The organism is Candidatus Methanocrinis alkalitolerans (assembly GCF_029167205.1).
Lineage (GTDB): Archaea > Halobacteriota > Methanosarcinia > Methanotrichales > Methanotrichaceae > Methanocrinis > Methanocrinis alkalitolerans.
Genome location: NZ_JARFPL010000004.1, coordinates 72,697 through 89,387, shown reverse-complemented (window position 1 = coordinate 89,387; position 16,691 = coordinate 72,697). Strand labels below are relative to the sequence as shown.

The window sequence follows — 16,691 nt, the reverse complement described above, 5'->3', positions numbered from 1 at the left end:
GATGCTTGGCAGCGAGTAAGGAATGATATCAAAGCGACCGTTCGATGGAAATTCAATAAAAGCGACGCTAGAGAAAAACTCAAAAGGCATTACCTTAAGTTGCAAAATTAATGTTAAGGAGCACTAGGTTGTTCAAGCTGCAATTCACCGAGCTGGCCCATCCCGGTCCCGCCGACGAAGATCAGCAAGAGGATGGCCATTGCCGATATCTTAAATCCGTTCATGTAAGTCTCCCTCTTACGCCAGATAATAAGAATCGTACATGTAAAAAGATTTCTACTCTGTAGCCCGGTAAGTATGGATGGCTCTTCTGCATCCATGCTTACCGGAGGCCGGATCTATCCCTCCCACAGATCCCGCCAGGAATCCAACAGCCGGTCGAGGTCGGCCAGGTTCTGGCTCGCTGACGATGCTGGGGTCAGGTAGGTCAAATAGACCAGCCTTCCAGACTTTGAGGAGGTGAAGGCGACCAGCCTTCCAGAATAGTCGTATCCTGAAAGGTCCAGGGATATGTCCCTGACGTAGGCTGCCTCTCCGTCGACCGTCCTGGTGGAGGCATCGACTTTGTTGATCTCAAAGCTCGAGCGGAGCTGCTCTGTCAGCAGTTTTACGAAGCTCTCTTCAGACCCCGCGTTCTCCTGGTCCCAGGATATGGTGAGGGTGGAGAGGGAGCCCGGAGCCCTCATGGATATGCTCCCATCGATGGAATTTCCCCCCTCCTCTGAGACCGACCAGGAGGAGGGATGATAGAAGGAGAGGCCGAAGTTCTGATAGGTCTCCTTGGAGGGCGAGGTCACCGGTGTCGACCCCAGGATCTCGGCCACCAGGTCCGAGGAGAAGAGAAGGCTGCTGATGAACGACTCGTCCTCTTCTCCTGCCGAGACCTCTTCCTCACTCCCTTCCTCGTTCCCCGCTCCTTTCGCTCCTGAGGGGGCCGACTCTCCTCCGATCTTCTCATCTTTCGGATCTTTCGAGGTGTCGTGCCAGGTATCCAGAAGATGCTCAAAGCCCCGGAGGTTCTCATCGTCGAAGGAGAAGATAGAGCGATACTTGATGAGGATCAGCCTTCCCGACTCCGGCGAGACGAAGGCCGTCCAGATCGCCACCCGGGAGATGAAGCTCTCCTCGAAGTAGAGCTCCTTGACGTAAGCGGTGTTCCCGTCGATCTCCCTTGTCCCAAGGTCTATGGCCAGAACGTTCGACGGCAACAGCTCGATCCTGAACTCCTCGATCTCTGAGTTCAGGGCGGACTCTGCATCGGTTCCCTCGACCGCCTCGCGCCAGAGGATCTCCAGGGGATTCGTCAGGAGGGCCGGGGCCTCCAGTACGATTCTGCCTTTCGCTCCGGCCCCCTCCTCCTCGGCAACCGACCAGACGGCCGGGCGCTCGAAAGCGAAATCAAAATTGTTGTAGGTGACGTATTCCTCGGCGAGCGACGCCGGACCAAGACTCAGGACAGAGACGATGACCAGAAACAGAAGTAGGAAGGCCTTTTCGAGCATCCGATTTCCACCCCAGATTCTTCAGCGCCTTAGATGTGGATACTATAGAGCTTATACTTATTATTCGTTCTGATGCTCGTCCACCCCTCGGACTCGTTTGCCTTCGTTCGCAATACTTCCGCCCCGCGCGAACAACTCCGATATAAAACCCCCGACCTCAGGCTGGTTGATCGGTGAGCACGGATGGCGGCGGTGGAGATCAATGAAGGTTCCATGATGGTGGCCATGATAGGAGCGATGGCAAGCGCTCTTCTGACCCTGATCCTCTGCTACCTCGCCTTCAGGGTGAGCCTCGAATCGAGGCTTAAGGACCTAGAGCACCAGGTGGAGATACTGCAGGATCTGGAGGAGGCGTTCCTCGCCCAGGAAGATAGGATAAGGGACCTTGAGATGGAAACGAGCCGCCGGGAGGCGCTGCCAGAGATGAGATGAAGCACAAAAATAGAGGCGTTCGGTCCGGCTTCGGTTCAGTGCTCGCCCTCGGGCTCGACCTCGCCAACGGCGGCCTCGGCCATATCTTCGCCTTCATCCTCGGTGTGGTCGCCCATCTCCTCGACCTCTTCCTCCATCGGGGCTGAGGCCTCCTCCTCTTCGGCGCTCACGGCGATCTCCTCGTGCGATACCTCGGTCTCTGCCGCCTCTCCAGCCTCCTCCTCGCTGACGCAGCCGCAGGCGAAGGCCGCGACCAGGACGAAAAGCAGGGCCAAAATCCAGCTGTGCTTGAACATGGTAGGGGAATAGGCGGGGAAATGTTAAAAGGTTAACGAGAAAAACGGGTAGTCCACCCCAATTAAGTTTATATATCATTTTTATCGATAGTATGTTCGAGGTAAGCAATGAAGGCAAATCGATTGGTCTTAGCTGGTTCGTTTTGCTGGAACAAAGATTGTCCCAATTACGGTCTGGTTGACCACGGAAATATTGTCAAGTATGGGCGAACCGGAAAGAGCACTCAACGTTTGAAATGTACAACCTGCGAGAAAGTCTTCGTAGAGAACAAGGGAACGGTGTTCTATGTTCGGCATCATAATCCCAAAGAGATCCTTGAATGCCTGGCGATGGTTGCCGAAAGGAATAGTCTTGCCTCCATCCATAGAATCAAGGGAATCCATTGGTCATCGGTTAAGAGAAGAATCGCGATGAGGCAGCGATCTCGGTAGCAAGTACGGTGAGATTGGCTTGGTCAAAGAGGCTACAGCAAGTCAGTCTTGAAATCGGATCAAATCTAGATGACGCATAATTCGTGTGAAAAATAGCAATATTGTGTAGCTTAAATTCCTTAACCGATGACCCATGAAATAGATTCTACATCTCGGAATAGATCGCATCTACTCTTGGTGAGACCATTCCCGATAAACCCACGAAAAAATGGCGCCCCGCTCCTCGGAGCGCCCCTAAAAGCCTCATATCTTCTGTATCTCGTCCCTCGTCGCGAGCTTGATCCCGGCGCCGGTGAGGACCTTCCTCGCCTTCTCCAGGTTGTCGACCCGGATGATCAGAAGCGCCCGCTCCGCCTTCGTGGTGACGAAGGCGTAGGCGTAGTCGACGTTGACCTCGCTCTCGCCAAGGGTGTTGACGATCTCGTATAATCCCCCTGGAATGTCCTTCATCTCGACGGCCAATACTTCAGTCTCGGAGACGGTGAAGCCGCCGTCGTGGAGGACCTTATACCCCTTCTCCGGATCGTCGACGACCATCCTTATGACCCCAAAGTCCCCCGCTTCGGCGACGGTGAGGGCCCTGATGTTCACCCCGGCGTCGGAGAGGGTCTTGGAGACCTTCGCCATCCTGCCGGGCTTGTTCTCGACGAATAATGATATCTGCTTAATTGCCACCAACTTTCGCACCTCCTTTTTTTCCGTCCTTCTTCGCCTTCCGCTCTCGCTTCTTTCCTGTCGCCTTCGTTTTTCGCCTTCTTCCCGTCTTCTTCCCACCTTCTTTCAGACCTTCCTCTTATCGATAACCCTCACGGCCTTCCCCTCAGACCGGGGGATCGTCCCAGGCTCGACGAGCTCCACGTCGGCGACGACGTTGAGGACGCCTTTCAGCTCCTTGGAGATCCTCTTGGATAATGACATCAGGTCGGCGATCTTGTCACTGAAGCCCGTCTCCGTAACCTCCACCATCACCTTCATGATGTCCAGGGGGCCCTTCCGGTCGACGATGATCTGGTAGTGGTCGCCGACCTCGGGGATCGTCATCAGGACCGACTCCACCTGGCTGGGGAAGACGTTTATTCCGCGGATGACGATCATGTCGTCTGTGCGGCCGAGGATTCTCATCAGCCTCGGGTGGGTCCGACCGCAAGCGCAGGGCTCGGAGTCGATCTTCGTCAGATCGCCGATCCGGTAGCGGATGAGGGGTATCGCCCACTTGGATAGGGTCGTGATGACCAGCTCGCCGGTCTCGCCGTCGGGGAGCTGCTCGCCGGTCTTGGGGTCGATCACCTCGATGAGGAAGAGGTCGGACCAGACGTGGATCCCGCTTTGCTCCCGGCACTCGGTGAAGAGGGGGCCGCTCATCTCGCTCGTCCCGAAGATGTCGTAGGCCTTGATCCCCGTCGCCTCCTCGATACGCCTTCGGGTCTCGTCGGACCACGGCTCCGCCCCGAAGACCCCGACCTTCAGGCTCGTGTCGTCCCGGATGGAGACGCCCATCCTCTCCGCCACCTCGGCGATGTGGAGGAAGTAGGAGGGGGTGCAGGCGATGGCGGTGCTCCCCAGGTCCTGCATCAGCATGATCTGCCGCTCGGTATTCCCCGTCCCGGTGGGAAGGACCGTCGCCCCGATCTTCTCCGCCCCGTAATGGAGGCCCAGGCCGCCTGTGAAGAGGCCGTAGCCGTACCCCACCTGGATGACGTCGCCGCGGCCGAGGCCGATGGAGGTGAGGGCCCGGGCCAGAGAGTCCGACCACATCTCGATGTCGTCTTTGGTGTAGCCGACGACCGTCGGCTTTCCGGTGGTGCCGCTGGAGACGTGGTAGCGGACGATCCTGTTTCTCGGGAGGCTGAACATCCCCGTGGGGTAGGTGTTCCGGAGATCGACCTTGTATGTGAAGGGCAGCTTCGCAAGGTCGCCGAGGACCTTTATATCCGAGGGTTCCACCCCCGCCTCTTTGAACCTTTCTTTGTAGAAGGGGGAATGATCGTATACATAATGGACCATCGATTTGAGCCGATCCTCCTGGAGCTTGGCGAGGTCCTCTCTGGGCATGCGTTCGATCTGCGGATTCCAGTAGTCAAACATGGCCATCAACCAGAGCTCCTTCACTCTCTTGTACGATAAATATCAATCGATCGCCACCGAGAGTCCTGGAGGGGTGTTGGCAGGAGGTTTGGTGGTGGTGATGGTGACAAGGGGGTGACGGTGGCGCGGTGACGGTGAGGGTGATGCTGGTCGGCGGCGATGGCGGCTCTTTGGACCAACGCCGGAAGGGACCTTTCCAACCCTGCAGCCCCTTCGGAAGTCAAATATATGATCATCGCCCAAGGCAGTATCAGAGGAGAAGTGACTTTGGGGGCAAAAACCTACCTTTACGCCCTTCTTGCGGCCCTCCTCCTGGCGGGGCCGTCGGCGGGCCAATTGGCGGAATTCGACAAGATCAGCCCCGGCGCCGAGGCTTCGGTCCCGGCGCTGGTCATGGGGGCGTCTACAGAACCGCAGGGGCTCCTCCCCTCGGTCAAACGGGTCCAGTTCAGAACTGAGACGGGCTGGTCGAGCTGGATCACTCTGAAAGGGGTCCGGCTGACGACAGCACCGGTGGCAGTCTCTCCGGCCCCGGGGATCGTCGACATCCTCACCGGAGGAAACGAGAACGACCTCTGGCAGATCCGCCTCCGGGGTCAGGAGACATGGTCGGACTGGATCCGGATCTTCGGCCCGCCCCCCTACAACAAGAACCTCGGCGGCGTACACTTCAGGAAGTACGAGCTGGCGGCGATCTCCACCGGCTCGATGGACGGCGACTACCACCTCTTCACCTGGGGGCCCACAAACCACTGCCTCTACAAGAGATGCTGGGGGTGCGGCAGCGGCAGCGTCGCCTGCGACCGGTCCCTCGACTGGATCAGGATAGAGGGCGAGATCGGATCGAGGCCCGGGGCGGTCCTACACTCGGATAGGATCCACATCTTCGCCCTGGACAGCTCCAGGGGTCTCATCTGGAACTTTGCCGACCTCCCGGCGGTCGGGTCGGGAGATCTCCCCGCCTGGGACGGATGGCGACCCCTCGGCCGGTCCTTCGCCTCGCCCCCGGCGGCAGCCTCCGACGGGGAGATGATCCACATCTTCGCCTTGAGCCCGGGCGGCGGGATCGGCCACGCGACCCTCGACCCCGAGACAGGAGAAAGCTCCTTGGAGACGATCAACGAAAAGATGGACTCATCGCCGACGGTGGTCATCGGAAGAAATCGGATCGACCTCTTCGGAGTTGTCGGCGGCGAGCTTATCCAGATCAAAAACGAAGGCGGGGGATGGACGAAGGGAGAGAACCTGAAAGGATCTATCTCCGGGCAGCCCACGGCTGTCTCTGACGGGCAAAGAGATATCTGGGTCTTCGCCCAGGGGCAGGGGGGCTGGCTCTGGGGGATCCACCACAGCCCCAAGGCCGAGGGCTGAAAAGGAGGGGCGGAATTGGAGGGAGTATGAAGAGGATGAGACCTCTCTCAAGCCCTGCCCGTCCTCTCCAGCTCTTCTTTTACCAGCCGGTTCGCCTCCCCCGGATCTGCCCTTCCCCGGGTCTTCTTCATGACCATGCCCACGATGAAGTTGATCGCCTTCTCGTTTCCGCTCCTGTAGTCTGCCACCGCCTGTGAGCACTCTTTCACCGCGGCCCTGACCGCCTCTTTCACGGCGTCGTCCTCGGCCCTGGCGAGCCCCTTAGCCTCCACGACCCCGGCCGGGTCCACCTCAGACGGATCTCCGAGGTGGTCGAGGATCGTCCGGATCACCTCGACGGCACCCTTCTCAGTGATCGTTCCCTTCTCGATCATATCGAGGATCTCCACCATATCGTCGACTCTGAATCTGTCGATGGTGACGTCCCGGTAGTTCAGCTCCCCTTTCAGGACGTCGGCGATCCAGACGGCCGTGAGCCTCGGTGTCGCCCTCTTTGCCACATCCTCATAGAAGTTTGCGACCCTGATCTCGGAGGTGAGGGACTTGGCGTGGTCGTCGGCTATGGCGTAATCCGAGACGAACCTCTCCCTCTTGGCGTCGGGAAGCTCCGGAAGCTCCGCCTCTACTCTTGGCACCCAGTCGGCGATCCTCATGGGCACGAGGTCGGGCTCGGGGAAGTAGCGGTAGTCGTGGGCCTCCTCCTTCGTCCTGATGGTGACGGTGATCCCCCGGAGCTCATCGTAGTGGCGGGTCTCCTGGACCTGGGCGACCCCCCTCCTCCGGGCGGACCTCTGCCTGGTGATCTCGTAGGCGAGGGCCTTCTCCACACCCTTGTGGCTCGATATGTTTTTCACCTCTGCCCTCTCGCCTCCGACTAGGGATATGTTCGAGTCGATCCTCATCGCCCCTTCGAGGTCGCCATCGAAGACGTCCAGATATTCCAAAATGTTCCTCAATTTGTCGAGGAAGGACCTTGCCTCCTTGGGGGACCGCAGGTCCGGCTCGGTCACCACCTCGAGAAGGGACATGCCGCACCGGTTGTAGTCGACCATCGAGTACTTGGCCCGGTCGATCGTCCCAGCGTGGACGAGCCTTCCCGGGTCCTCCTCCATGTGGACCCTGGTGATCCTAATCGTCTTCTCCTCACCGTCTTCCCCCTTGATCAAAATCTTGCCTCCAAGGCCGACTGGAAAGTCGTATTGGGTTATCTGGAAGGCCTTGGGAAGGTCGGGGTAGTAGTAGTTCTTTCGATAGAAGAGGGTCTCTCCCTGGATATCGCATTTGAGGGCGAGGGCTACCCTTATGGCGTACTCGACCGCCCTCCTGTTCAAGACCGGAAGGGTTCCGGGAAGACCGAGACAGACTGGGCAGGTGTGGGTGTTTGGAGGTGCGTCGTGATATTTGGTCGAACAGCCGCAGAAGAGCTTCGAGTTCAGCTTGTTCAGCTGGACGTGGACCTCAAGGCCTATTATGACGTCCTTTTCGGCCATATCAGACCACCTCCTTTGGAACCGTCTCGTGATACGGCGTCGCGTCCTCGTAGGCTTTGGCGGTTCTAAGAACGACCTTCTCGTCGAAGTGGCGGCCGATGATCTGAAGGCCTATGGGGAGGCCCCTGGCAAAGCCGCAAGAGAGGGATATCGCCGGAACCCCGGCGAGGTTTATGGGGACGGTGAAGACGTCGGCCATATAGAGGGAGAGGGGGTCCTCGACCCTCTCGCCGATCTTGAAGGCGGGGAAGGGCATGGTGGGGGTGACGAGGACGTCGGCTCCGCCGGCCGACAGGGCCCTCTCGAAGTCCTCCTTGATCAGGGTCCTCGCCTTGAGGGCCTTGAGGTAGTACCTGCCGTAATAGCCTGCAGAGAGGGCGTAGGTCCCAATAAGGATCCTCCTCTTCACCTCAGGGCCGAAGCCGGCGGCCCTGATCTCCGAGAAGGTGGAGTGCCAGTCTTTATCGGGACCGAGCCGCAGGCCGTACCGCAGGCCGTCGAACCTCGCCAGGTTCGACGACGCCTCGCTCATGGCGATGATGTAGTAGGCTGCGAGGGCGTACTTGGTGTAGGGAAGGCTCACCATCTTCCAGGAGGCTCCCAGCTCCTCGAGCTTCGATATGGCCTCCCAGACCGACTTCTCCACCAACGGGTCGACCCCCTCGCCGAAGTACTCTTTGGGAACTCCACAGACGATGCCCTCGACGCCCCCTTCGAGGCCCGCCAAATATCCTCCCTCGGACTTCACGGAGGTCGAGTCCCGGAGGTCTTGGCCCGCGATGACGTCCAAGACCAGGGCCGCGTCATCGACGTTCAACGCCAGGGGCCCGATCTGCTCCAGGCTGTTGGCGTAAGATACGAGGCCGTACCGTGATACGAGGCCGTAGGTCGGCTTGAGGCCGACGATCCCGCAGAAGGAGGCGGGGCACCTGATGGATCCGCCGGTATCCGATCCCAGGGCGCAGGGAGCCTCGCCGGCGGCCACCGCCGCGGCGGACCCGCCGCTGGAGCCTCCAGGGACCCGGTCGAGATCCCAGGGGTTTCTCGTGGGGCCGAAACAGCTCGTCTCGGTGGAGCTCCCCATGGCGAACTCGTCCATATTCGTCTTGCCGATGATGATCGCCCCCTCCTCCTTCAGCCGCTCGATGACGTGGGCGTCGTAGGGGGGGATGTAGCCGGAGAGGATCCTCGACGAGCAGTTCGTCTCGATCCCCCTCGTAGATATGGAGCTTTTGATGGCTATGGGGATCCCAGCCAGGAGGCCGCTACAGGGAGCCAGGTCAAACTTCCGGGCCTCTTCGAGGGCCAGGTCCTCGGAGAGGTTTGAATAAGCGTTCAGTTGGCTCCTCTTGATCTTCTCGAATAGGGACGAGACCATCTCCTCGGCCGACGCTCCTGCCGCGAGCCTCTCTTTGAGATCTCTCAACATGGCGATCACACTATCCTGGGGCTCTTGAAGTAGCCGTTCTCCCTTCGGGGAGCGTTTCTAAGCGACTCCTCCTGGGAGAGGGACTCCACAGCCACGTCCTCCCGGAAGACGTTGGTGAGGTCGACGACCCGGTAGGTCGGCTCCACATCCTCCGTATCGAGCTCATCGAGCTGATGAAAGTAATCGAGGACCGAGTTGAAGAGGGCGAGAAAACCCTCCTTCTCATCCTCAGCGACCTTGATGCTGGCAAGCCAGCCTATATGATCCACATCTTCTCCCGTAATCATCGCGATCCCACGCCTTTCTTTCTCTCTGGAAGATGAACAAAATCGTAGGAGGCTATGAACCTTTTGCCGGTGGACGAGAGGAGGGGTCGCGTACTCGTTCTACTGAAAATCGCCAGTCGAATCGAATTCAAGGGACTCATTTTCCGCCAAATAACCATGACGTCACCAGTTAGCGCTATTCAGTAATCTGGGTACGCGACCAGAGGAGGACGCAACGGCCGAGGGGTGACGACGGGACGACGAGTCCACGAGACGAAGTGCGACGAAGAGACGACGAGAGGATAGCCTAAGGCCAGCCTGAAAAAAAGCCGAACAAAAGAAAAAAGGGTCGTAGCGGACTCGCCGGGATTTGAACCCGGGACTGAGGCTCCGGAGGCCTCCGTGTTATCCAGACTATACTACGAGTCCAGCTAAGATTCCAGCACTATCTCGATGTTGACGTTCTTGGGAACCTGAATCCGCATCAGCTGACGTAAAGCCCGCTCGTCGGCGTCCAGGTCGATCATCCGCTTGTGGACCCTCATCTCCCAGTGGTCCCAGGTGGCGGTCCCCTCCCCATCGGGGCTCTTTCTCGTGGGAACTACCATCCTCTTCGTCGGGAGCGGGATAGGTCCCGCCATGTGCACGCCCGTCCTCTGGGCGATCCCCCTCACCTGGCTGCATATCTCGTCCAGGGAGCGGGGGTCGGTCCCAGATAGCCTTATCCTTGCCTTCTGCATAACTCAAACACCATAAAAATTTGAGTTAGCGGGGTGTGATGTTCATGCACATGCCCGCTGCTATCGTCTGGCCCATATCCCTGATGGCGAACCTGCCCAGCTGGGGGATCTCCTTGACCTTCTCGATCACCATCGGCTTTGTGGGGACGACGGTGACTATGGCGGCGTCGCCGGCCTTGATGAAGGCAGGGTTCTGCTCCTTTACCGCGCCGGTCCTGGGGTCCAGCTTCGCCTTGATCTCCGTCAGAGTACAGGCGATCTGGGCGGTATGGCAGTGGAAGACGGGGGTGTAACCCGCAGAGATGGCGCTCGGGTGCTGCAAGACCACGAGCTGGGCTGTGAACTCCTTGGCGACGGAGGGCGGCGAATCGACGTGTCCGCAGACGTCGCCTCTCCGAATGTCCTTTCTTCCGACGCCCCTCACGTTCCAGCCGATGTTGTCGCCGGGGAGGGCCTGGTCTGCCTCCTCGTGGTGCATCTCGATCGTCTTTACCTCGCCGACGACGCTGGCGGGCTCGAAGATGATCTTGTCGCCCTTCTTGATGATCCCGGTCTCGACCCTCCCCACGGGGACGGTCCCTACGCCGGAGATGGTGTAGACGTCCTGGACGGGGAGCCTGAGAGGCAGGTTCGTCGGCTTTTCTGGCTCCTTCAGGTTGTTGAGCGCCTCAAGAAGGGTGGGCCCAGTATACCAGGTGAGGTTGTCGCCGCGAGCGATGACGTTGTCGCCGACGAAGGCGGATACGGGCAGGAAGGGAATATCTGCAACCTTGTATCCGACCATCTGCAGGAGCTTTCCGACCTCCTCCTTCACCTCTTTGAACCTCTCCTCGCTGTACTTGGCGGCGTCGATCTTGTTGATGGCTATGACGAGCTGGTTGATCCCCAGGGTCCTGGCGAGGAAGACGTGCTCTCTCGTCTGGGCCATGACGCCGTCGGGGGCTGCGATCACCAGAACTGCGGCGTCTGCCTGGCTCGCGCCGGTGATCATGTTCTTGATGAAATCTCTATGTCCGGGACAGTCCACGATCGTGAAGTAGTACTTGTCGGTGTCGAACCTCTGATGGCCGATGTCGATGGTGACGCCCCTCTCTCGCTCCTCTTTCAGGCTGTCCATCACCCAGGCGAACTCGAAGGACCCCTTACCCTTGGACTCGGCCTCTTTCTTGTACTGCTCGATGATATGTGGAGAAACGGCGCCGGACTCGAACATCAGCCTCCCTACGAGGGTGGACTTCCCGTGGTCGACGTGTCCGATGAACGCCAGGTTCATGTGTGGCTTCTGTGCTGCCATCTTTATCTCCTCCGGTTAACTTTCAACTCCGTATTTACGTCTATTCCGTTTAAATCTTTTCAGAGAAGGCTTCAAGCCTTCAGGTAATCGCTGGGCTTAGGCATCTCGGTCTTTAAACCCTTCCGGCCCCGGATCTGGCGTACCGTCTCCACCATCGCCGCCGGCGGGATCGGCTCAAAGCCGGCAAACTCCGTGCTCCATAGGGACCTGCCCTCGGTGGCTCCCCGGATCGCTCCCGCAAACCCGAAGAGCTCAGAGACCGGCGCCTTCGCCTTGATTATGATCATGTCGCCCTCGGTCTCCATGCTCAGGATCATGCCTCTTCGGCCCTGGATCTCGGACATGGCACCCCCCATCTGCTCCTGTGGAACCTGTATAAAGACGTTCTGGAAGGGCTCCAGGAGGGTGGGGGTCGCCATGAGGATCCCGGCCTGGACTGCCTGCCTGACGGCGGGGATGACCTGGGCGGGACCCCGGTGGATGGCGTCCTCGTGGAGCTTGATATCCATCAGCTTCGCCTTTACACCCTGGACCGGCTCTCTGCATATGGGGCCGTTCTTCGTCGCCTCGACGAACCCCTCCAACATCAGCTCCATCGTCTCTCTCAGATACTGGACGCCCTTGGTCATGTTGATGAAGACGTTGGACTCGAAGATGCCGGATATGTTCCTAGCCTCCTCTTTATCCATCCCCTTGCTGATGAGGATGTTCCTCCTCTCCAGCTCCTCCATCTTCATGGATACCTCGCCCGACTTGATGGCGTCAACGACATCCAGCTCCAGAGGCTCGATCTCGATGTAGAACCGGTTGTGGTGGTTGGGAGACTTCCCCTCGACGGCACCGGAGGTCTTTCCGGTGATGGACTCCCGATAGACGACGATGGGAGGCGAGGTGGTGATCTCGACGCCCTTGTCCCTCTGGATCCTGTAGGCGACGATCTCCAGATGGAGCTCCCCCATCCCGGCCATCAGGTGCTCGCCGGTCTCCTCGTTGATGTTGATGTTGAGGGTCGGGTCCTCCTTTGCCACCTGCCGGAGAACCTCTACCAGCTTGGGAAGGTCCCGGGTGTTCTTCGCCTCGACGGCCACGGTGACCACCGGCTCGCTGACGTGCTTTATGTCCTCGAAGGGGGTGGCGTCCCGGTCCGAGGATACGGTGGACCCGACGAAGGCGTCCCGCAGGCCTGTGACCGCCGCGATGTTCCCGGCGGGGATATGTTCCACCTCGATCCTGTCGGCCCCCATGAATATCCCCGTCTGCTGGACCCGGTTGGGCTTTGCGACCCCGGATATGGACAGCTCCATCCCCCTCTCCAGGGTTCCGGAGAAGATCCTGCCCGTCGCCACCTCGCCGGCGTGGGGGTCGACGGAGATGTCGGTGACCATGAAGGCGACGGGCCCCGAGGGGTCACAGGACTCCATCGACTGGTAGAGCTTGCTCTTCTTGTCGCCATGCCAGATTACCCCGACCCTCTCCTTCTGAGCCTTCAAGGGGCTTGGAAGGAAGCGGATGACCATGTCGTTGACCGCGACGTAAAGAGGGCATCTCTCGGCGAGGGTCTTCATATCTCCCGCCTGGCAGTAGTCGTAGACCTCGCCGAAGCCGATCCCGGTGCTCTTCATCTGGGGGACGCTGATCGCCCAGTTGTAGAGGGCAGAGCCGAAGGCTACGCTCCCCTCGGAGGCGTCGACCCTCCAGCCCGCCTTGTACTTCTCCTCGTTCATCCCCCGGATGAGCTTGTTTATGTTATCGATCAATTTTCCCAGCCGCAGCTGCATCTCCTGCTTGTCGACCTTCAGCTCGTTGAGGAGCCGGTCGACCTTGTTGACGAATAGGACCGGATGGACGTTCTCTTTGAGCGCCTGCCGGAGGACCGTCTCGGTCTGGGGCATCGCCCCCTCCACGGCATCGACGACGACGACGGCGCCGTCTACGGCCCGCATCGCCCTCGTGACGTCGCCGCCGAAGTCGACGTGGCCGGGGGTGTCGATCATGTTGATGAGGTACTCCTCACCCTTGAACTCGTGGACCATGGAGACGTTGGCGGAGTCTATGGTGATACCCCTAGCCTGCTCCAGCGGATCGAAGTCCATGAATAGCTGCTTGCCCGCCAGCTCCATGGATATCATGCCAGCCCCTGCAAGCAGATTATCAGATAATGTGGTCTTGCCGTGATCAATATGCGCAACAATACCGATATTTCTGATCCTCTCTGGCTTGTCCATCAGCGCGGTTACGCGCTCAGCCATCTTCTTCCTCTTGCCCATATCAAGCCTCGCGAAATTTGAGATAAAGCTCTGAATCTTGGAGTCTCGGTTCCATTTTCGTACACCTATATAAGCCTTCGGCCGTCGATGGCGGCTTTCGAGGGGTAGCCACCATCGATTTTTCGCCACCTGATGCCGTTTGGGAAAAAACCCACCCTGGAGATATAAGATGGAGGAGGCGATCGGCGGAGAAGAACAAGCGTACAAGGAGAACAGGAGTCGAAGGAGAACAGGAATCAAAAGAGAATAGAGCGTCCCGGAGGTGGTGGTTGGAGGACTCCAGGGGCGAAGATTCCTGATATACGATCGCTATTATAAAACGGTGAGTAAAGCTTATATCGGTGAGATGGGACCTTCACAGGGTTTTCAAGATGGCACGCTTGGTAATGAAGTTTGGCGGATCCTCGATCGCCGACGGGGCGAAGCTTCGAAACGTCGGAGAGCTGGTAAAGGGCATCAGCGAAGATAACGAGATAGTCGTCGTCACCTCAGCCCTGGGAGGCGTAACCGACGACCTCCTCCAGTGCGCCAGGGCGTCGGCGGATGGAGGGAAGACTGAAGAGATAGTGACCTTCGTAGACAGGCTGAGCAAAAGGCATATCCAGGCCCTGATGGAGGCGGTGAGGGGCCCAGAGATCGTAAGAGAGGTCAAGGAGGTGATCATCCAGAGGCTCGGCGAGCTGGAGAAGGCCTACATCGGGATCTGCTACCTGGGGGAGCTATCGCCCAGGTCCATCGACAGGATATCGAGCTACGGCGAGAGGCTCGCAGCCCCCATCCTCTCCGGCGTCCTGAGGGACCTGGGGCTGAAGTCCAGATGCTACACCGGGGGCGAGGCGGGGATAATCACCAACAGCGACTACGGGAACGGGAAGCCCCTGGAGAAGACCTACGACCTCCTCGCCTCGAGGCTCACCCCCCTAGACGGCGTCCCGGTGGTGACGGGGTTCATCGCCGAGGACGAGAGGGGGAACATCACCACATTGGGCAGAGGCGGCTCGGACTTCTCGGCCTCCCTCATTGGGGCGGCCATCGGGGCGGACGAGATATGGTTCTGGAAGGATACTACAGGGGTGTTGACCACCGACCCGCGAATCGTCTCGGAGGCTAAGAACATCCCCATAATATCCTACCGGGAGGCCATGGAGATGTCCTACTTCGGGGCGAAGGTCCTCCACCCCAGGGCGATCGAGCCCGCCATCAGGAAGGGAATCCCCGTCAGGGTTAAGTGCACCTTCGACCCCCAGGACCCCGGCACCCTTATCGTGAAGGAGGGAGCCGCCAAAGAGGACGTCATAAAGGCGGTCACCCTATCGAGGAACGTGGCCCTTCTCACCATCTCCGGCGCCGGGATGATCGGGACCCCCGGCATCGCCGCCCGGGCCTTCACCGCCCTCGCCAACGCCGGGGTGAACATCATCATGATCAGCCAGGGATCCAGCGAGGCGAACATATCCGTCGTCGTCGACGAGCCCCAGGCCGAGGCGGCAGAGATCTCCCTGCGGGCGGAGTTTCCGACGACTATCGTCAGGGAGATCTCAAGAAATAGGGACGTGGCCGTCGTCGCCGTGGTGGGGGCCGGCATGGTGGGGACCCCCGGAGTCGCCGGGAGGGTCTTCGGCGCCATGGGCAGATCGAAGATCAACGTCCTGATGATCAGCCAGGGGTCGAGCGAGCACAACATCTCCTTCGTCGTCAGCACCGGGGAGGCGGAGAGGGCGGTCCTGGAGCTCCACAGGGAGTTCGGACTTGAGAGCGGGGCGAAGAGATGAAGAGGCTGACATACGCCGACTCCGGCGTCGACATCCGGGCGGAGGAGAGGGCGATCTCCGCCATGAAGAGGGTGATGACCGGCAGGCGCAAGGGTATCGGCGCCCCCATCACCGATATCGGCCACTACGCCGGGCTCATCGATATGGGCGAGTACGCCCTGGCCATGACCACTGACGGCGTCGGATCAAAGGTCCTGATCGCAAACGCCATGAAGAAGTGGGACACGGTGGGGATCGACTGCATGGCGATGAACGTCAACGACCTCCTCGCCATCGGGGCCGAGCCCCTCGCCTTCGTCGACTACCTCGCCCTGGAGAGGATCGACCCGGAGATGACCGCCGCGATCGCCATCGGCCTTGAGAGGGGGGCACAGATCGCAAACCTCAGCATCGTCGGAGGCGAGACCGCCTCCCTGCCCGAGATCATCCGGGGCTTCGACCTCGCGGGAACCTGCATCGGGATGATCAAAAAAGAGGAAGTCATCACCGGCGAGAAGATAAAAAAAGGCGACGTCGTGGTGGGGCTTCCAAGCTCCGGCCTTCACAGCAACGGCTTCTCCCTCGCTAGAAAGATCGTTGCCGAGTCTAGCTACACCTACTTCGATAAGATGCCCGGCTCGGAGAAGACGATCGGCGAGCTCCTCTTAGAGCCTACGAGGATCTACATGGAGGCGCTGGAAGTAATAAGGAAGGCCGATGTCCACGGGATGGCCCACATAACGGGTAGCGGCCTTCTCAAGCTCCACCGGATCAGCGGCTTCGGATTTGAGATCTTTGACCCCCTGGAGCCCCAGCCGATATTCCGGTTCCTCCAGGAGGAGGGGGGGGTCGCCGAGGACGAGATGTACCGGACCTTCAACATGGGGATGGGCTGGGTCTTCGTCCTGCCGGAGGACGACGCCGACACCGTCCTCAAAATGACCGACGGGAAGGTCGTGGGGGAGATCGTGGACGAGGGGCTGCGGCTAGGGGATATGGAGCTGAAGTAGGGCGGAAAAACGGGGGCCAGTTTCAGAGGCCTCCATATTTATAATCGGCTCTCCGCTATTCCGTGTTGGTAACTTCAGGATAGCGGTGAGCGGATTAGATCATGCCAATTCTTGTCACGGATTCCTGTTCGTGGGTCAGTAGGTGGCGATACACCTCAAGATCATCCCAAATTCCGGCAGTCATGAAGTTATTGGGACCAAGCTACAGGATTAGTGATCCCTTAAATCCACCCACATGAAACAGCGAGGAGCCTAATAATGTCGCATTAATGTCGCATCAAAAGCCACTGAACAGGATGGATTTTTGATTACGGCATTTATCACTC

General features: G+C 59.2%; 15 protein-coding genes and 1 tRNA gene. 4 read left to right on the top strand and 12 right to left on the bottom strand.

Annotated features, from left to right (window positions below; translation table 11 throughout):
* Window positions 1-113 precede the first annotated feature (113 nt).
* Window positions 114-320: a hypothetical protein gene (locus tag P0O24_RS02185; protein WP_316968097.1), complete on the bottom strand. Its 207-nt coding sequence runs from the start codon at window positions 318-320 to the stop codon at window positions 114-116.
* 18 nt (window positions 321-338) lie between these two features.
* Window positions 339-1,502 carry a hypothetical protein gene (locus P0O24_RS02180; protein WP_316968096.1) on the bottom strand — a complete coding sequence of 388 codons (1,164 nt, stop codon included), beginning with the start codon at window positions 1,500-1,502 and terminating at the stop codon, window positions 339-341.
* Between the two features lie 183 nt (window positions 1,503-1,685).
* On the opposite strand from P0O24_RS02180, the gene P0O24_RS02175 reads away from it, so the two are divergent.
* Window positions 1,686-1,934 (top strand): hypothetical protein, encoded by a 249-nt coding sequence (locus tag P0O24_RS02175; RefSeq protein ID WP_316968095.1) that lies wholly within the window; start codon window positions 1,686-1,688, stop codon window positions 1,932-1,934.
* Window positions 1,935-1,969: 35 nt separating this feature from the next.
* Here the strand turns inward: P0O24_RS02175 and P0O24_RS02170 are convergent, their stop codons facing one another.
* From P0O24_RS02170 to P0O24_RS02160, 3 genes are all read right to left on the bottom strand, one after another.
* A complete protein-coding gene (locus tag P0O24_RS02170) occupies window positions 1,970-2,230 on the bottom strand; it encodes a hypothetical protein (protein ID WP_316968094.1) in 261 nt (86 codons plus the stop codon).
* A 675-nt stretch (window positions 2,231-2,905) separates the two neighbouring features.
* The gene (locus tag P0O24_RS02165; protein ID WP_394356657.1) at window positions 2,906-3,340 is read right to left on the bottom strand and encodes an ACT domain-containing protein; all 435 of its coding nucleotides are present in this window, start codon (window positions 3,338-3,340) and stop codon (window positions 2,906-2,908) included.
* A 102-nt stretch (window positions 3,341-3,442) separates the two neighbouring features.
* A complete protein-coding gene (locus P0O24_RS02160) occupies window positions 3,443-4,747 on the bottom strand; it encodes a phenylacetate--CoA ligase family protein (protein ID WP_394356666.1) in 1,305 nt (434 codons plus the stop codon).
* A gap of 159 nt (window positions 4,748-4,906) precedes the next feature.
* Here P0O24_RS02160 and P0O24_RS02155 point away from each other — a divergent pair, with 159 nt between their 5' ends.
* The gene (locus P0O24_RS02155) at window positions 4,907-6,118 is read left to right on the top strand and encodes a hypothetical protein (RefSeq protein WP_316968092.1); all 1,212 of its coding nucleotides are present in this window, start codon (window positions 4,907-4,909) and stop codon (window positions 6,116-6,118) included.
* 47 nt (window positions 6,119-6,165) lie between these two features.
* Here the strand turns inward: P0O24_RS02155 and gatB are convergent, their stop codons facing one another.
* From gatB to P0O24_RS02120, 7 genes are all read right to left on the bottom strand, one after another.
* The gene (gene gatB, locus P0O24_RS02150; protein ID WP_316968091.1) at window positions 6,166-7,608 is read right to left on the bottom strand and encodes an Asp-tRNA(Asn)/Glu-tRNA(Gln) amidotransferase subunit GatB; all 1,443 of its coding nucleotides are present in this window, start codon (window positions 7,606-7,608) and stop codon (window positions 6,166-6,168) included.
* Between the two features lies 1 nt (window position 7,609).
* On the bottom strand, window positions 7,610-9,037 hold the full coding sequence (gatA, locus tag P0O24_RS02145; RefSeq protein WP_316968090.1) for an Asp-tRNA(Asn)/Glu-tRNA(Gln) amidotransferase subunit GatA: 1,428 nt from the start codon (window positions 9,035-9,037) through the stop codon (window positions 7,610-7,612).
* Between the two features lie 5 nt (window positions 9,038-9,042).
* Window positions 9,043-9,324, bottom strand: a complete 282-nt coding sequence (gene gatC / locus P0O24_RS02140) for an Asp-tRNA(Asn)/Glu-tRNA(Gln) amidotransferase subunit GatC (RefSeq protein WP_316968089.1) — start codon at window positions 9,322-9,324, stop codon at window positions 9,043-9,045.
* A 334-nt stretch (window positions 9,325-9,658) separates the two neighbouring features.
* Window positions 9,659-9,732, bottom strand: a tRNA-Arg gene (locus P0O24_RS02135).
* Between the two features lie 2 nt (window positions 9,733-9,734).
* On the bottom strand, window positions 9,735-10,043 hold the full coding sequence (rpsJ, locus tag P0O24_RS02130; RefSeq protein WP_014585875.1) for a 30S ribosomal protein S10: 309 nt from the start codon (window positions 10,041-10,043) through the stop codon (window positions 9,735-9,737).
* A gap of 25 nt (window positions 10,044-10,068) precedes the next feature.
* Window positions 10,069-11,337 (bottom strand): translation elongation factor EF-1 subunit alpha, encoded by a 1,269-nt coding sequence (gene tuf, locus P0O24_RS02125; RefSeq protein WP_316968088.1) that lies wholly within the window; start codon window positions 11,335-11,337, stop codon window positions 10,069-10,071.
* A 71-nt stretch (window positions 11,338-11,408) separates the two neighbouring features.
* Window positions 11,409-13,604, bottom strand: coding sequence for an elongation factor EF-2 (locus P0O24_RS02120; RefSeq protein WP_394356656.1), 2,196 nt, complete (start codon window positions 13,602-13,604; stop codon window positions 11,409-11,411).
* Between the two features lie 371 nt (window positions 13,605-13,975).
* Here P0O24_RS02120 and P0O24_RS02115 point away from each other — a divergent pair, with 371 nt between their 5' ends.
* Entirely contained in the window at window positions 13,976-15,376 is a 1,401-nt protein-coding gene (locus P0O24_RS02115; RefSeq protein WP_316968086.1) for an aspartate kinase, read from the top strand.
* Window positions 15,373-16,365: a phosphoribosylformylglycinamidine cyclo-ligase gene (gene purM, locus P0O24_RS02110; protein ID WP_316968085.1), complete on the top strand. Its 993-nt coding sequence runs from the start codon at window positions 15,373-15,375 to the stop codon at window positions 16,363-16,365. The genes P0O24_RS02115 and purM overlap by 4 nt, the downstream gene beginning before the upstream one ends.
* Window positions 16,366-16,691: the final 326 nt, after the last annotated feature.

Excerpts from the sequence above, each read along its gene's own strand:
- P0O24_RS02185 (WP_316968097.1), bottom strand. The coding sequence starts at position 320 with ATGGATGCAGAAGAGCCATCCATACTTACCGGGCTACAGAGTAGAAAT.
- P0O24_RS02180 (WP_316968096.1), bottom strand. The coding sequence starts at position 1,502 with ATGCTCGAAAAGGCCTTCCTACTTCTGTTTCTGGTCATCGTCTCTGTC.
- P0O24_RS02175 (WP_316968095.1), top strand. The coding sequence starts at position 1,686 with ATGGCGGCGGTGGAGATCAATGAAGGTTCCATGATGGTGGCCATGATA.
- P0O24_RS02170 (WP_316968094.1), bottom strand. The coding sequence starts at position 2,230 with ATGTTCAAGCACAGCTGGATTTTGGCCCTGCTTTTCGTCCTGGTCGCG.
- P0O24_RS02160 (WP_394356666.1), bottom strand. The coding sequence starts at position 4,747 with ATGTTTGACTACTGGAATCCGCAGATCGAACGCATGCCCAGAGAGGAC.
- P0O24_RS02155 (WP_316968092.1), top strand. The coding sequence starts at position 4,907 with ATGGCGGCTCTTTGGACCAACGCCGGAAGGGACCTTTCCAACCCTGCA.
- gatB (WP_316968091.1), bottom strand. The coding sequence starts at position 7,608 with ATGGCCGAAAAGGACGTCATAATAGGCCTTGAGGTCCACGTCCAGCTG.
- gatA (WP_316968090.1), bottom strand. The coding sequence starts at position 9,037 with ATGTTGAGAGATCTCAAAGAGAGGCTCGCGGCAGGAGCGTCGGCCGAG.
- gatC (WP_316968089.1), bottom strand. The coding sequence starts at position 9,324 with ATGATTACGGGAGAAGATGTGGATCATATAGGCTGGCTTGCCAGCATC.
- rpsJ (WP_014585875.1), bottom strand. The coding sequence starts at position 10,043 with ATGCAGAAGGCAAGGATAAGGCTATCTGGGACCGACCCCCGCTCCCTG.
- tuf (WP_316968088.1), bottom strand. The coding sequence starts at position 11,337 with ATGGCAGCACAGAAGCCACACATGAACCTGGCGTTCATCGGACACGTC.
- P0O24_RS02120 (WP_394356656.1), bottom strand. The coding sequence starts at position 13,604 with ATGGGCAAGAGGAAGAAGATGGCTGAGCGCGTAACCGCGCTGATGGAC.
- P0O24_RS02115 (WP_316968086.1), top strand. The coding sequence starts at position 13,976 with ATGGCACGCTTGGTAATGAAGTTTGGCGGATCCTCGATCGCCGACGGG.
- purM (WP_316968085.1), top strand. The coding sequence starts at position 15,373 with ATGAAGAGGCTGACATACGCCGACTCCGGCGTCGACATCCGGGCGGAG.